General features: G+C 65.5%; 13 protein-coding genes. 7 read left to right on the top strand and 6 right to left on the bottom strand.

Annotation, left to right across the window (positions count from 1 at the left end):
- The first annotated feature begins 102 nt into the window (after positions 1–102).
- Both era and BMI91_RS11555 read left to right on the top strand, forming a co-directional pair.
- Positions 103–1,008, top strand: a complete 906-nt coding sequence (era, locus tag BMI91_RS11560; protein ID WP_078600868.1) for a GTPase Era — start codon at positions 103–105, stop codon at positions 1,006–1,008.
- Positions 1,008–1,346 carry a DUF1491 family protein gene (locus tag BMI91_RS11555; protein WP_078604997.1) on the top strand — a complete coding sequence of 113 codons (339 nt, stop codon included), beginning with the start codon at positions 1,008–1,010 and terminating at the stop codon, positions 1,344–1,346. The genes era and BMI91_RS11555 overlap by 1 nt, the downstream gene beginning before the upstream one ends.
- On the opposite strand, the gene BMI91_RS11550 is transcribed toward BMI91_RS11555, so the two are convergent.
- Positions 1,336–1,959: a Pr6Pr family membrane protein gene (locus BMI91_RS11550; RefSeq protein ID WP_078604996.1), complete on the bottom strand. Its 624-nt coding sequence runs from the start codon at positions 1,957–1,959 to the stop codon at positions 1,336–1,338. The two genes, BMI91_RS11555 and BMI91_RS11550, sit on opposite strands and share 11 nt — an antisense overlap.
- Before the next feature lie 86 nt (positions 1,960–2,045).
- On the opposite strand from BMI91_RS11550, the gene recO reads away from it, so the two are divergent.
- Complete coding sequence (recO, locus tag BMI91_RS11545; protein WP_078542549.1) at positions 2,046–2,771, top strand: DNA repair protein RecO; 726 nt, start codon at positions 2,046–2,048, stop codon at positions 2,769–2,771.
- A 183-nt stretch (positions 2,772–2,954) separates the two neighbouring features.
- On the opposite strand, the gene BMI91_RS11540 is transcribed toward recO, so the two are convergent.
- The 3 genes from BMI91_RS11540 to BMI91_RS11530 all read right to left on the bottom strand — a co-directional run bounded on the left by BMI91_RS11540 (position 2,955) and on the right by BMI91_RS11530 (position 6,299).
- Positions 2,955–3,458: a GNAT family N-acetyltransferase gene (locus BMI91_RS11540; protein WP_078521463.1), complete on the bottom strand. Its 504-nt coding sequence runs from the start codon at positions 3,456–3,458 to the stop codon at positions 2,955–2,957.
- Between the two features lie 57 nt (positions 3,459–3,515).
- On the bottom strand, positions 3,516–4,514 hold the full coding sequence (locus BMI91_RS11535) for an NAD-dependent epimerase/dehydratase family protein (RefSeq protein ID WP_158522143.1): 999 nt from the start codon (positions 4,512–4,514) through the stop codon (positions 3,516–3,518).
- Positions 4,515–4,634: 120 nt separating this feature from the next.
- Positions 4,635–6,299: an acyl-CoA dehydrogenase family protein gene (locus BMI91_RS11530; protein WP_078604994.1), complete on the bottom strand. Its 1,665-nt coding sequence runs from the start codon at positions 6,297–6,299 to the stop codon at positions 4,635–4,637.
- Between the two features lie 218 nt (positions 6,300–6,517).
- Between BMI91_RS11530 and BMI91_RS11525 the strand changes: the two genes are divergently transcribed.
- Positions 6,518–7,267, top strand: coding sequence for a sulfite exporter TauE/SafE family protein (locus BMI91_RS11525; RefSeq protein WP_244176613.1), 750 nt, complete (start codon positions 6,518–6,520; stop codon positions 7,265–7,267).
- On the opposite strand, the gene BMI91_RS11520 is transcribed toward BMI91_RS11525, so the two are convergent.
- Positions 7,264–8,364: a Hint domain-containing protein gene (locus BMI91_RS11520; protein WP_158522142.1), complete on the bottom strand. Its 1,101-nt coding sequence runs from the start codon at positions 8,362–8,364 to the stop codon at positions 7,264–7,266. The genes BMI91_RS11525 and BMI91_RS11520 overlap by 4 nt on opposite strands.
- 296 nt (positions 8,365–8,660) lie before the next feature.
- Between BMI91_RS11520 and dapE the strand changes: the two genes are divergently transcribed.
- From dapE to rnr, 3 genes are all read left to right on the top strand, one after another.
- Positions 8,661–9,803, top strand: coding sequence for a succinyl-diaminopimelate desuccinylase (dapE, locus tag BMI91_RS11515; RefSeq protein WP_078604992.1), 1,143 nt, complete (start codon positions 8,661–8,663; stop codon positions 9,801–9,803).
- Positions 9,803–10,216 carry a GNAT family N-acetyltransferase gene (locus BMI91_RS11510; protein WP_425274940.1) on the top strand — a complete coding sequence of 138 codons (414 nt, stop codon included), beginning with the start codon at positions 9,803–9,805 and terminating at the stop codon, positions 10,214–10,216. Before dapE ends, BMI91_RS11510 begins: the two co-directional genes overlap by 1 nt.
- A gap of 164 nt (positions 10,217–10,380) precedes the next feature.
- Complete coding sequence (gene rnr, locus BMI91_RS11505) at positions 10,381–12,687, top strand: ribonuclease R (RefSeq protein WP_078604990.1); 2,307 nt, start codon at positions 10,381–10,383, stop codon at positions 12,685–12,687.
- A gap of 3 nt (positions 12,688–12,690) precedes the next feature.
- Here the strand turns inward: rnr and BMI91_RS11500 are convergent, their stop codons facing one another.
- On the bottom strand, positions 12,691–14,289 hold the full coding sequence (locus tag BMI91_RS11500; RefSeq protein ID WP_158522141.1) for a phospholipase D-like domain-containing protein: 1,599 nt from the start codon (positions 14,287–14,289) through the stop codon (positions 12,691–12,693).
- Positions 14,290–14,349 lie beyond the last annotated feature (60 nt).

Raw genomic sequence — 14,349 nt, 5'->3', positions numbered from 1 at the left:
ACCGCTTCCCTCCGCCACATGACAAGATGACTGGCAACGCGCGCCGTTATAAGCTACCCCGCGCCCCGTATCGCTTTCGCGTATCGCCAAAAAGGAACACCCATGACCACACGCGCCGGTTTCGTCGCTCTGATCGGAGAGCCCAACGCGGGCAAATCCACGCTGCTCAACGCGATGGTGGGCGCGAAGGTCTCGATCGTCACCCATAAGGTGCAGACCACCCGTGCCCGCATCCGTGGCGTCGCGATGGAAGGCCAGAGCCAGATCGTCTTCGTCGATACGCCCGGCATCTTCCGCCCGCGGCGTCGTCTGGACCGCGCGATGGTCAACGCGGCTTGGGGCGGGGCGGCCGATGCCGACATGATCGTTCTGCTGGTCGAAGCCCATCGCGGCCTCACGCCCGGCGTCGAAAGCATCCTCGAAGCCCTGCGCGGTCGCGAAGGCACGCAGCCGGTGGCGCTTGCGATCAACAAGATCGACAAGGTGAAATCCGAGGAGCTTCTGGGCCTGACCGCGAAGCTCAACGAGGCGTACCAGTTCACCAAGACCTTCATGATCTCCGCCGAGCGTGGCTACGGTGTGCAGGATCTCAAGGAATGGCTTGCGGGTGAGATGCCCGAGGGGCCGTGGCTTTATCCCGAAGACCAGATCGCCGATCTGCCGATGCGCATGATCGCCGCCGAGATCACCCGCGAGAAGCTGACCCTGCGTCTGCACGAAGAACTGCCCTACCAGCTGACCGTCGAGACCGAGAGCTGGGAAGAGCGCAAGGACGGCTCCGCGCGGATCGATCAGGTGATCTATGTCGCGCGTGACGGTCACAAGGGGATCATCCTCGGCAAGGGCGGCGAGACGATAAAGGCGATCTCCAAGGCCGCCCGCGAGGAGCTGATCGAGTTTCTCGACCGACCCGTGCATCTGTTCCTGCAGGTGAAGGTGCGCCCGAACTGGCTCGAAGAGGCCGAGCGCTATTCCGAGATGGGTCTCGACTTCAAGGACTCGAAGTGATGAGCGAGGGGCGTCTGACCACGGATTTCTGGGTCCGCGCCTATCTCAAGCGGCTGGAGCTGGCGAATATCCCGGCCTATGTCACCGCGCATGGGCAGGCGTCCTCGGGGGCCGTGCTGGTGAAATGCGCGCGGCTCGACGGGACCGCGCAAAGCTACGAGCGGCGTGCCGATCTGATGACCGGCAAAAGCGCGTGGATGCTGTTGCATGACGGGCCCGAGGCCGAGGTCGATGCCAGCATCCGCAAGCAACGCGGCTTCGACCCGGACCTTTGGGTGATCGAAATCGAAAGTCGCGAGGGGCGCACGATGCTGGACGAGGACGGCCTCAGCGGCTGATCCCGAGCCGGTTGAGCCCGCGGCCCAAGGTCACGATCACCAGCCCGCCGATCCAGAAGGCCACGAGGAATTTCACGCACCACAGGCCCAGCCCGCCCCAGCCGAGCTTGTCGAGGTTGAGGAAGAAATACGGATAGAACCCGGTCTCCAGCCCCCGGATCACCGCATAGACCAGATAGACCAGCGGCCAGGATAGCCAGATCGCGGCGTGATGGCTCGTCAGCCCGCCTTTCGGCGCGAAGGCCAGCCACCAGACCGGCACGAGGATCGGGGCTGCGGTGTGGTAGAGCAGGTTCGAGACGTAATCGAGCCCGTGCAGCGGCGCGTCGCCGGCCAGCAGCAGGTGGTAGACCACGCCGACGATCAGAATCCACAGCACCAGCGCCGCGAGGAACGGCTTCGCCAGTGCCCGTTTGCGCCATGCCATCCAGCCGAAGGCGAGCCCCACCAGCGTATTCGTCCAGATCGTGAAATAGCGAAACATCAGCCACAGGATACCCAGCGGCACGGCGGCGTGGGGATGCTCGGCCATGTTGTTGACGAAGCTCGCGCCGAACGCCGCCAACTCGACGAGGGCGATCAGGGCGGCGAAAAGGATCGAGGCGCGTTTCATGGGTGTGAAGCTAGTGCGGCGCGCGACGTCTGCGCAATTCACGAAGCCGCTTGCGCCGCAACGTCACGGAAAGGATAGTCCCTCGCATGGACTGGCAAGACCTCGGCACGATCCTCTCGGCACGACCGCATGGCGAAAGCTCGATGATCGTCGAGCTGTTCACCTCGGCGCATGGGCGACATGCGGGCGTCGTGCGCGGTGGAGCGTCGCGCAAGATGACGGGGATCTTGCAGCCGGGAAACCGGGTCACGGCGACGTGGCGCGCCCGGCTGGAAGATCACCTCGGCAGCTACACGATCGAGCCTTTGCAGAGCCGCGCGGTGATCCTGTCGGACCGGCAGGCGCTGGCCGGGCTGAATGCGGTGACGGCGCTTCTGCGGTTCACGCTACCCGAACGTGAGTCGCATGACGCGTTGTTCATGGCCTCCGAGGCGCTGTTCGACGCGATGGCCGAGGGCGGCGACTGGGTGCCGACCTATCTGCGCTGGGAGTTGGGGCTGCTGGAAGAGATGGGCTACGGGCTCGACCTGTCGCGCTGCGCGGTGACCGGATCGCGCGACGATCTGGCCTATGTCAGCCCGCGCTCGGGCCGTGCCGTCAGCCGGCAAGGGGCCGGGGAATGGGCGCCGAGACTGTTGCCGCTGCCGCTGTGCCTGTTGGGGCAGGGGCCCGCGAGCCTTGGCGAGATCGTGCAGGGGCTGCGGCTGACCGGGTTTTTCCTTGGCGAACGGATGGCGCCCGATCTGGGGGATCGCCCCTTGCCCGAGGCGCGGCAGCGTTTCGTGGATTTGCTGGGGCGAAGTGCGCGCTGACGGAGGGACGCGCCCGAGCCTCGGGTGGGCGCTTTGTTCGGCTCGTGGCTGGGCGCTTTATCTCGCAAGCCCGTAGGTCGGTCGTGCCTTTACTGTCTTCGCCAATGCGCCCTCCCGGGGGGAGGGTCGGGCGCGGCCCGGGGCTAGTCGCCCCGTGCTATAGTTGGAAACCCGCCGTGGTGCTCAAGGCCGCTCGCGATCGTCCAGCAACAGCGTCAGCAGCGCCAGATCCAGCCAGCGCCCGAACTTCTTGCCCACCTGCGGCATCAAGCCCACCTGCGTGAAGCCCAGCCGCTCATGCAGCCGGATCGAGCCCTCATTCGCAGCGTCGATCGCGCCGACCATGACGTGAAATCCGCCCTCTTTGGCACGCGCGATCAGCGCTTCCATCAGCTTCGCGCCCTTGCCGCCCGCGCGGTGGTCGCGGTGGACATAGACGGAATGCTCGACGCTCAGGTGATAGCCGTCATGGGGGCGGAACGGGCCGAAGCTCGCATAGCCCACGGCGCGCCCGTCTTCCTCCCAGACCAGCACCGGATAGCCCGCCGCCTGCCGATCCGCGATATAGGCGCGGCGGTTCTCGGGGCCGACCTCGATCTCGTTCCAGATCGCGGTCGTGTTGCGCACCGCGTCATTGTAAATCTCGGTGATCGCCTCTGCGTCTTGCGGTCTTGCGTCGCGGATCATCTGCGCCCCTCCAGTTCGTCGCGCCAGATTTGGCCGCGAAACCGGACGAGCGCAACGCTATTTCTGCGCAATGAAATGTCCGGTGCGGCGGATGGCCTCGGCGGCGGGTACGAACTCGACCCCAAGATCGCGGGTCGCGGCCTCGTGGCTCAGGCGCATCTTCATCCCGAGCATCGGCTTGATCAGCGCGATTTGTTCGTCGAACAGCGCGAGGATGGAGACGATCCAGTTCGGTGCCTTCCGCGTCGGGATCTTGCGGTCGGGGAACTCGGCCTTCAGCACCTTCGCCATCTCGAGGAAGGACATGAAGCTTTCCGCGCAGACATAGCGGCGACCGATGCTCTCGGTTCGGTCGAGCGCCGCGACATGACAGGCGGACACATCGGCGACATCGACGATCGGAATATCGAATTCCGGCGCCATCGGGTCCTTGCCCGCCATCAGCCGCTCGATCACCGCGACGGACGAGCCGGTATGACGATCCATCGGCGTGCCGCAGACGAGGCCGGGATTGATCACGGTCAGCCGCATCTCGTGATGATCTTCGATGAATTCCCACGCCGCTTCCTCGGCGAAAATCTTCGAGCGCGTATAGGGGCTACAGGTCGGCGCGCGCGGGTTCGACCAGTCGCGCTCGGTCATTGGGTCGGAGGTCACGCCATGCATCACCGCTTCCATCGAGGAGGTCTGGATCACGCGCGTCACTCCGGCGGCCTGCGCCGCAGCCAGCACCCGCTTGGTGCCCTCGACCGCAGGCTGGATCACCTCTGCCTCGTTCTTTGGCTTGCTGAGCGGGAAGGGGGAGGCGGTGTGGATCACGGCGTCGACCCCCGCCATTGCCGCGTTCCAGCCCTTATCCGCCATCAGATCGGCCTCGACGAAGCTCAGCCGTTCCAGCGCTTCGGGGCCGAGGTCGCTCAAGGCGGCCTTTACCTCTTCGCCCCGGCTCGCTTTGCGCAACGTGCCGCGCACCTTTTCGCCCTGCGCGAGCAGGTCATAGGCGATGCGTTTGGCGATGAAACCGGTGATGCCGGTGACCAGAATTGTACGAGCCATGCGCGCCTCCCTGCTGTGAACCCTTTGGTTCAGCTTGCGGGGGCGTTGGGCGGGTGTCAAATCAGAACGGGGCGATGCGAGGTTCGCTCGCATCGCCCCGTTGGATAGAGTTGCGCTGGCTCACCCAAGCAGTCTGCGCGCGATCACCTGCGCCTGAATCTCGGCGGCACCCTCGAAGATGTTCAGGATACGCGCATCGCAGAGGATGCGGCTGATCTGATATTCCAGCGCGAAGCCGTTGCCGCCATGGATCTGCAGCGCGTTATCCGCAGCGGCCCACGCCACCCGCGCACCCAGCAGTTTCGCCATGCCGGCTTCCAGATCGCAGCGATGGCCGTGATCCTTTTCCCAGGCCGAGAAATAGGTCAGCTGGCGCGCGATCATCGTCTCCACCGCCATCATCGCGAGCTTCGACGACACGCGCGGGAATTCGATCAGAGACTTGCCGAATTGCTTGCGGTCGATCGCGTATTGCATCCCGATCTCCAGCGCCGATTGCGCCACGCCCACGGCGCGGGCGGCGGTCTGGATGCGGGCGGATTCGAACGTCTCCATGAGCTGCTTGAAGCCCTTGCCCTCTTCGCCACCCAGAAGGTTCTCGCCCTTCACGCGGAAATTGTCGAAGCCGAGCTCGTATTCCTTCATGCCGCGATAGCCGAGCACTTCGATCTCGCCGCCGGTCATGCCCTCGGTGGGGAAGGGGTTATCATCGGTGCCCGGCGTCTTCTCGGCCAGGAACATTGACAGACCCTTGTAATTGTCGGTCGCGGGATCGGTGCGTGCCAGCAGCGTCATCACATGGGTGCGCTGCGCATGGGTGATCCACGTCTTGTTGCCGGTCACCAGCCAGTCGTCGCCATCCTTGACGGCGCGGGTGCGAAGCGAGCCCAGATCCGAGCCGGTATTGGGTTCGGTGAACACGGCGGTCGACAGGATCTCACCCGACGACAGGCCCGGAAGCCATTTCTGCTTCTGCTCCTCTGTGCCGCCGCAGATGATCAGCTCGGCCGCGATCTCGGACCGGGTGCCCAGGGAGCCCACACCGATATAGCCGCGCGAAAGCTCCTCGGTCACGACGACCATCGAAGCTTTCGACAGGCCCAGCCCGCCATATTCTTCCGGAATGGTCAGGCCGAAGACTCCCAGTTCGGCGAGCTCTTCGATGATCTCCATCGGGATCAGCTCGTCCTTGAGGTGCCATTCATGCGCGTTCGGCTTCACGCGGTCTTCGGCATAGCGGTAGAACTGCTCGCGGATCATTTCGAGGTCTTCGTCGAGACCCGAATTGCCGAAGATCGAGCGGCCCTGAACGTCGCGCATCAGCTCGACCAGACGCATCCGGGCGGCGTTGGAATTGCCCTCGGCGATCAGCTTCGCGGCGGCCTCGGACGGGGTCCAGCTGACGCCCATATCGGCCAGGCGCACCATCTCGCCCTGGTTCATCTGGATGCCGCCCGCGATCTGCGCGAGGTATTCGCCGAAGCCGATCTGCACGATCAGCTTCTCCATCTCGCCCAGCTTGCCGTCCTCGGCCAGACGTGCGGCCCAGCCGTGCAGTTGCTTGAGCGACTGCTGATAGGTGGTCAGCCAGGCAAGACCGTGGGCGCGATATTGGTTCGCCTCGAGAGCGGCGCCGGAAATGCGGCCGTCTTTCTCGGTCGCGGCGCGCAGGCTCGCGGTCGCGTCGGAGACCAGCGTCTCCAGTTCGGGCAGACTCGCCTCAGCAAGGCCCATCAGGTCGTCCAGAATGATCGTCGTCGGCATATCGGCCCCGTCATGTGCCATGAGTCGGCTCCTTATTCTGCAGTTGCAGCCTGTCTAGTTACTTCGCAACCGCAGCGCAATAAAAATTCGCCAGTAGCGACAATTGCGACGGATAATGTCGCGGCGGTTGTCGGCGTGGTCGGGTATGCGCCTGATTTCACGTCGCTTCACGGCTGTATCCCGCCGCGTAACCCGGTAGAAGCGACGCGGGACAGGAAAGGGGAACGCGCATGTTCGGGATGGAAGTTTGGCAAATATTCGCGGCGCTTGGCGTCACGCTTTTCGCAGGTTTCGTGAAAGGCGCGGTCGGTTTCGCGATGCCGATGATCATGCTCTCGAGCTTCGCGTCCTTCCTGCCGCCGCATCAGGCGCTGGCGCTTCTGATCCTGCCGACGCTGGTGACCAACGTGATGCAGGCCTTCCGTCAAGGGGTCGGCGCGGCGGTGGGTTCGATCAAGAATTACCGGCTGTTCATCGCAATGATCATCGTCTTCATCCCGATCAGCGCGACCCTCGTCGACGTGATCCCGCAGCCGGTGATGTACGCGCTTTTGGGCGGGCCGATCGTCGCCTTCTCGATCTGGCAGATCTCGGGGCGGCAGATTCCGATGCCGACCCGCCACCGGGCGGTGACAGAGACGGGGCTGGGCATCGTCGCGGGGCTCTATGGCGGGATTTCCGGGATCTGGGGGCCGCCGCTGATTATTTACCTGATCTCGATCGACGCGCCGAAACAGGAGGCCGTGCGCATCCTTGGCGTCGTCTTCCTGACCGGCGCGATCATCCTGACCGGCTCGCATCTGGTCTCGGGCGTGCTGAACGCGCAGACGATCCCGCTGTCGCTTTTGATGATCCTGCCCGCGCTGGCAGGGATGAGGCTGGGCTTCAAGGCGCAGGACCGGCTCGATCCCGTGCGATTCCGGTGGTGGACACTGATCCTGCTGGGCGTGGCCGGGCTGAACCTGCTGCGCCGTGCGCTGATGGGTTAAGCCACGAAGGGGCGCAGCCCCTGACGGCGGGCGGAGGCCAGCGTCTTCGCCTCATAGCCCGAGACGATCTTGCGCACCGGCTTGCGATGGAGCGGCACCCCGCCCTCGCGCACAAGCCCCGCAAAGGCCGTGGTCGCCGCCAGAAGCGGTTGCCGGGCGAGCCGCCCGATATGCAGGCTCTCCAGCTTGCAGCCATCCGCCATCAGAAGGTGATGTCCGCCCAGCAGCAGCCCGTGCCATTCCAGCACGCCGGGGCAATCAGGTTGAAGCGCGGCGCAGCCATCTGCCAGCGAGCGCGCCTCGATCAGCACCTCGTCCTCGCCGAAGATGAAATCCACCGACGGCCCGCTCAGGGCCACGCGGTGCTGCGGCATGACCCACAGATCCTGCCGCGCCGAGAAGACCGGCGCACAGAGTTTCACCGGACGCAGGTGCCCGATCGCAGGCAGGCTGATCCGCCCCGACCAGAGCACCGGCTGCGGTCCGGCATCGATGGTCTCGACCAGATCGCCCGCGCGCAGCCGCGCGGCAGGCACCATGCCCTCCGGCGTCTGGAGCGGGGTCGCGGGGGCGAAACAGCCCGCCGGTCCCATCGGTTGCAGATGATCGCCAAGCGCCAGCCAATCGACGCGCGGCCCGATCCGCGCGGGCCCCGCCGGATCGAGCAGGGCGGAGGCCTCGTCGCGCGTCAGCGGGAGTGGCGCCATACCCGCCTGCTGCCGGATCGTGCGCTGGTCGAGCGCCTCCAGCGTCAGCAGGCTCTCGCGCCCCGGCCCGTCCCAGCGCCATGTGAGCCGCATTCGCCCACCGGTCAGCCGCTCCTGCGTGGCGTCGATAGAGATCGCATGGACCGCCGAGCCGCGCCGCTGCGCCAGCACGATGCGCCCGTCGACATCGAGATTGAGCGAGAGGAAATTCCGCCAGCCTTCGCGCTGATGCAGATGGATCAGCGGCAGGGGCGATTGCTCGCCGCGCATCAGGGTGAATTCCAGCATCAGGCTGCCGCGTGCGAGCAGCTCCGGCAATCTGCGCTCGTCGAACCTCACCGCGCCGCGATGTGCGATCTGCGCACCGATCCAGCCCTGTTGCGCCCTCATCCGCGACGCTCCGAATGTTGCTTTGATCCCATGCCTGTCTCCGCGCCCGGGGAAGCCGACACGGAAAACGCACGCCGCCTGAATGGGCCGCGCGTGGGTCTGTTGCGTCTGGATCCGGGCTTTGCCCTGCTCGATATGCCCGATTCCGGGCTTTTGCTTTTGACATATCATGACACCGCGACCTGCCTTTGGGTAGTCCCTGTCTCTGCGTCACTTGCGCCCGGTGTCGAGCCTGCAACAGCCATTGCCCCGAAGGCTTCGGCGCTCTAAGCCTGTAGCGCTGAAAAGGAGTGCCTATGACGACCGATCCCATCCGCCTGAGCGCCGATCTGATCCGCTGCCCCTCGGTGACCCCGGAGGAGGGCGGCGCGCTGGTCTTGCTGGAGGGCCTGCTGAGCGGGGCAGGCTTCACCTGCACGCGCGTCGATCGCAACGGGACGCCGAACCTCTACGCGCGCTGGGGCGCGAAGGGGGCGGCGAAAAGCTTCGGCTTCAACGGACACACGGATGTCGTGCCGGTGGGCGATGCCGCCGCTTGGACGCGTGATCCCTTCGGCGCCGAGATCGTCGACGGCGTGATGTGGGGGCGCGGCGCGACCGATATGAAAACCGCCGTGGCGGCCTTCGCCGCGGCAGCGGTGGATTTCGTGACCGAGACGCCGCCCGACGGTGCGGTGATCCTCGCCATCACCGGCGACGAGGAAGGGCCGGGCCGCGACGGGACGCGGGCGCTTCTGGATTGGATGAAGGCCGAGGGCGAGGCGATGTCGGTCTGCCTCGTGGGCGAGCCGACCTGCCCCAATGAGATGGGCGAGATGATGAAGATCGGGCGGCGTGGCTCGCTCAGCTTCTATATCGAGGCCGAGGGCGTGCAGGGCCATGCCGCCTATCCGCATCGCGCGAAGAACCCGCTGCATGCGTTGGTCGATCTGCTGGGCCGGATGACCGCAGAGCCGCTCGATCACGGCACCGATCATTTCCAGCCGTCGAGCCTGCAGATCACCACCATCGATTGCGGTAACCCTGCCAATAACGTGATCCCGGCCAAGGCGCGCGCGACCGTGAATATCCGCTTCAACGACGCCCATACCGGCGAGGGGCTGATCGCCTGGGCCGAGGCGATGGCCTCCGAGATCGCCGCCGAGACCGGCATCCGTATCGCGCTCAACCCCGATATCTCGGGCGAAAGCTTCGTCACCCCGCCCGGTCCCTTCGTCGATCTCGTCGCGAAATCGGTCGAGGCGGAAACGGGCCGCGCGCCGGAGCTGTCCACCTCGGGCGGCACCTCGGATGCGCGCTTCGTGAAGGATCACTGCCCGGTCGTGGAATTCGGCCTCGTCGGCGCGACGATGCATCAGGTGGACGAGCGCGTGCCCCTCGATCAGATCGAAGCCCTCACGCGCGTCTATGCCCGCATATTGAGAGACTATTTCGCATGATCAAGATCGAGCCGGTCACTGATTACACCCCCTGCCACGCGCTGCGCCGGGCCGTGTTCATCGAAGAACAGGGCATCCCCGAGCCCGAGGAATGGGACGATCTCGACGATCAGGCGGTCCATCTGCTTGCCAGCGAGGATGGTACGCCGCTCGGCACCGCACGGCTTTTCCGCAAGGGTGAGACCGGCAAGATCGGTCGCATCTGCGTCGCGAAATCCGCGCGTGGCACCGGGCTTGGCGCGGCGCTGGTGCGCGACGCCTGCGAACGGTTCGAGGAGATGGGCTGCACCCGTGCCTATCTCTCGGCCCAGAGCTACGCGATCCCGTTCTACGAGAAGCTCGGCTTCGTGCCCTACGGCGCGGATTACGACGACGCGGGCATCCCGCATCGCGATATGGAAAAGCCGCTCTGAGCTTCCTCTTGGTAAAAATATCTCGGGGGGTGAGCCGGGGTCGGCGGCCTTCCAGTGGAAGGACGCCCCGGCGAACGCCCGAAGCGCAAGCGCAGGGCTCGACACCACTCATCCGTGCCACACTCTTTGAGTGACGCCCCTCACGCCCCATGTTAGGCAAACCCATGAGCAAACCCGCCCCCATTCCCTCGCGCCAGCAGATCCTCGACTGGCTGAACGACAACCCCGACCAGGGGGCCAAGCGCGATATCGCGCGGGCTTTCGGTGTGAAGGGGCAGGCGAAGATTGAGCTGAAGCGCATCCTCAAGGACATGGCCGATGAAGGCCTGATCGAGAAGCGCCGCCGCAATTTCCGCGACCCCAACGTGCTGCCGCCGGTGTCCGTGCTGCGGGTGATGCGCGAGGATAGTCAGGGCGACCAATGGGCCGAGCCTGCGGAATGGACTGGCGAGGGGCCTGCACCTTTGGTCCTCTTCGTTCCGAAGGACGGCGATCCGACGCTGGCCGAGGGCGACCGTATCCTCGGCCGCCTGACCCCGGTCGAGGATGAGGATTACGGCTACGAGGCGCGGCTGATCCGCAAGATCGGGCAGGCCTCGCACCGTATTGTCGGCATCTTCCGCAAGAATGCCGAGGGCGGGCGGATCATGCCGATCGACAAGGGTGTCGGCAACGAATGGCAAGTTCCGGCGGCGGTCACGCTGGGCGCCAAGGATGGCGAGCTGGTCGAGGCCGAACAGACCGGGCCGCGCGGCCGCATGGGCCTGCCCAAGGCGCGCGTGATCGAGGTGCTGGGCGACCCCTCCGCGCCGAAGGCGGTCTCGCTGATCGCGATCCATCAACATGGCATCCCCGACGATTTCCCTGATGCGGTCGTGGCCGAGGCCGATGCCGCCAAGCCCGCGCCTTTGGACGATCGCGAAGACCTGCGCGAGCTGTCTTTCGTCACGATCGATCCGGCGGATGCGCGCGACCGCGACGACGCGGTGCTGGTGATCCGCGACGACGATCCGAAAAACGAGGGCGGCTTCCTGATCTGGGTCGCGATTGCCGACGTGGCGCATTACGTGACGCCGGGCTCCGAGCTGGACCGCGAGGCCCGCAAGCGCGGCAACTCCACCTATTTCCCCGACCGCGTCGTGCCGATGCTGCCCGATAGCCTCTCGGGCGATCTGTGCTCTCTGCACGAGAACGTGGACCGTGCGGTGCTGGCGGTGCGAATGAAGATCGACGCGCAGGGGCGCAAGGTCTCGCATCGCTTCACGCGCGGGATGATCCGTTCGGTCGGCTCGCTCGAATACGGGCAGGTGCAGTCGGCGCGCGACGGCAATCCGGACGAGAAGACCGAGGATATGGTCGAGGAGATCATCGACCCGATCTACGAGGCTTACGAGGCGCTCAAGCACGCCCGCGCGATCCGTCAGCCGCTGGAGCTGGACCTGCCCGAGCGGCAGATCGTGATCGGGGACGATGGCCATGTCGCGTCGATCCGGTTCAAGGAGCGGCTCGACGCCCATAAGCTGATCGAGGAGTTCATGGTGCTGGCCAATGTGGCCGCCGCCGAGGAACTGGAAAAGCTGCGCCGTCCGCTGCTGTATCGTGTCCACGAGGAACCGAGCCTCGAGAAGATCGAGAGCTTGCGCGAAGTGGCGCAGGCGTCGGGCTTCACGCTGGCGAAGGGGCAGGTGCTGCAAACCGCGCATCTCAACAACCTGCTTAGCCAGTCAGAGGGCTCCGAGTTCGACGAGCTGATCAATATCTCGACGCTGCGCTCGATGACGCAGGCCTATTACGCGCCGACGAATTACGGGCATTTCGGCCTCGCGCTGCGGTCCTACGCGCATTTCACCTCGCCGATCCGGCGCTATTCCGACCTGATCGTGCACCGCGCGCTGATCCTCGGCCATGGCTGGGGCAAGGACGGGCTGAGCCAGTGGGACATCGACAACCTCGAAGAGACCGCGAAGCAGATTTCCGATACAGAGCGCCGCTCAATGGTGGCCGAACGCGACACGACTGACCGCTATCTGGCCGCCTACCTGTCAGACCGCGTGGGTAGCGAGTTCACCGGCCGCATCTCGGGCGTGCAGAAATTCGGTGCCTTCGTGAAGCTCGACGAGACCGGCGCGGACGGGCTGATCCCGATCCGCGAGATCGGGCGCGAGTTCTTCCATTTCGACCGCGAGGCGCAGGAGCTGGTGGGCTCGGATACCGGCATGGTCATCACCATCGGGCAGCGTGTCCGGGTGCGGCTGTCCGAGGCCGTGCCGATCACCGGCGGGCTGATGCTGGAGCTGCTGGAAGTCGAAGGGCAGGGGATGCCCTCGGGTGACTGCAAGCGCCGCAAGGGCCGCCGCCCCGGCACGCGTCCGCCGCGCAAAGGCCCCGGAAAGGGCCCGCGCAAACCGGCCCGCGACGCTGCCAAGAAGAAGGCGGTCGCGCGCAAGGTGAAGCGCACGCGCAAGAGCTGAGGCTTACAGCATCCACTCGATCGGCAGGCGCTGCGCGATCCACAGGAAGATGCGGTGCGAGAAGGGCACGCCCGGCTCGCGCTTGCGCACGCCATGCCCGGGGCGCGACCAGCGCAATTGCTGCGCACGGGTGAGGCGCAGACGCCATGCGCGGGCGGGGATGAATTCCTTGAAGGTCTCGGAGATTTCCGTCGCGATCTCGGGCGCGTCGATCACGATGCCCAGCTCTGTATTGAGCCGCATCGAGCGTGGATCGAAGTTGAACGAGCCGATGAAGACGCGCGCGCGATCCACCGCGAAAACCTTGGCGTGCAGCTTGTTGCGCGAGAAGGGCGAGGTGCCGCGAATGTCGGAGCCCAGCAGCCTTTCGCGCCGGTTGCGGTCGCTCGGGCGGCGGTCTTCGGCATCGGCTGCGTATTCGTAAAGCTCGATCCCGGCGCGTAACAGCCCCTTTCGGCGATGCGCATAGCCGGAATGGACCAGCGCCACATCGGTCGCGGCATAGGAATTCGTCAGCACCTTGATCGTCGCGCCGGATTTGGCGATCCGCTTGAGATAGCGCACCCCCGTCCGCGTCGGCACGAGGTAGGGCGTGACGAGAACCAGTTCCTCCAGCGGTTGCCCCAAGGCGCGCACCAGATATTGCCAGAGCAGTTTGCGCCCCTGCAAAAGCCCGTGGATTTTCGACGGGTGGTCGTAGATCAACTGTGCCTCGGCGAAGATCACCCGCGCCTTGCCCGACAGCAGCCGCGACGTCCGGTCGGGATGCTGCAGGTCGTCCGCATAACGCTTCGCCTCGGGTTCCGAGAGGCGGACCTCTTCGGTCTTGATGATGGTCTCAGCCTCCGCCGCCTCGCAGCCGCCCAGCATCTTTTCCGCAGGGATCGCGGGGGGCGCGTTCCAGTAGAGGTCGAACTGCTTGCCGATCTGCGCCAGAACCGGACCCGCGACGGCGACGTCGAGATCCATGTAGAGCCCGCTCTCGGAGAGGCTGTTGAAATAGTCGTCGCCGATATTGCGCCCGCCGAGGATCGCCATCCGCCCATCCGCGATCATCGCCTTGTTGTGCATCCGGCGGTTCAGGCGACGGAAGTCGGACAGGTAGCCAAGAAAGCGCGCGGTCCGGATCGGGAAGGGGTTGAAGAGGCGCACGTCGACATTGGGCAACTGGTCGAGCGCGGCCAGCGTGCGGTCCATCCCCGCCGTGCCATTGTCGTCGATCAGCAGCCGGACACGGACCCCGCGCTTGGCCGCCTTGCGCAGCGCGCCGAGCATGATCGCGCCCGCCGTGTCGTTCTGCCAGATGTAATATTGCAGATCGAGCGAGACCTCCGCCGCGTCGATCAGTTCCAGCCGCGCCGCCAGCGCGTCGAGCGGATCGGCAAGCAGCTGGACCGCGCTCTTTGTCTCAATTCCCGCGAGCCGGTCCTGCAGCGCGGTTGCGAAGCGCCCGGTTTCGGGGGCGACCTGCATATGGGACTTGGGGAACGGGCCTTTGGGGCGCCGATGCGACAGCCGGGCGACGATCAGCGTCACACCGGCCAGCGCGATGAGGCCAGCGATCAGGGCGAAGCCCAGAATATGAAGCAGTTCCAGTTCCATGGCTGGCATCATGTAGGCGGTTCAAGGGTTTAGGAAAGTGGGCTTCGCGCATGAAAAAGG

Source organism: Thioclava sediminum (assembly GCF_002020355.1).
Taxonomy (GTDB): domain Bacteria; phylum Pseudomonadota; class Alphaproteobacteria; order Rhodobacterales; family Rhodobacteraceae; genus Thioclava; species Thioclava sediminum.
This window is presented reverse-complemented; position numbering and strand designations above follow the sequence as displayed.

Bases quoted from the DNA above. Each gene is read 5' to 3' on its own strand.
- dapE (WP_078604992.1), top strand. From the start codon at position 8,661: ATGACGACCGATCCCATCCGCCTGAGCGCCGATCTGATCCGCTGCCCC.
- BMI91_RS11525 (WP_244176613.1), top strand. From the start codon at position 6,518: ATGGAAGTTTGGCAAATATTCGCGGCGCTTGGCGTCACGCTTTTCGCA.
- rnr (WP_078604990.1), top strand. From the start codon at position 10,381: ATGAGCAAACCCGCCCCCATTCCCTCGCGCCAGCAGATCCTCGACTGG.
- BMI91_RS11550 (WP_078604996.1), bottom strand. From the start codon at position 1,959: ATGAAACGCGCCTCGATCCTTTTCGCCGCCCTGATCGCCCTCGTCGAG.
- BMI91_RS11555 (WP_078604997.1), top strand. From the start codon at position 1,008: ATGAGCGAGGGGCGTCTGACCACGGATTTCTGGGTCCGCGCCTATCTC.
- BMI91_RS11520 (WP_158522142.1), bottom strand. From the start codon at position 8,364: ATGAGGGCGCAACAGGGCTGGATCGGTGCGCAGATCGCACATCGCGGC.
- BMI91_RS11500 (WP_158522141.1), bottom strand. From the start codon at position 14,289: ATGGAACTGGAACTGCTTCATATTCTGGGCTTCGCCCTGATCGCTGGC.
- era (WP_078600868.1), top strand. From the start codon at position 103: ATGACCACACGCGCCGGTTTCGTCGCTCTGATCGGAGAGCCCAACGCG.
- BMI91_RS11535 (WP_158522143.1), bottom strand. From the start codon at position 4,514: ATGGCTCGTACAATTCTGGTCACCGGCATCACCGGTTTCATCGCCAAA.
- BMI91_RS11540 (WP_078521463.1), bottom strand. From the start codon at position 3,458: ATGATCCGCGACGCAAGACCGCAAGACGCAGAGGCGATCACCGAGATT.
- recO (WP_078542549.1), top strand. From the start codon at position 2,046: ATGGACTGGCAAGACCTCGGCACGATCCTCTCGGCACGACCGCATGGC.
- BMI91_RS11530 (WP_078604994.1), bottom strand. From the start codon at position 6,299: ATGGCACATGACGGGGCCGATATGCCGACGACGATCATTCTGGACGAC.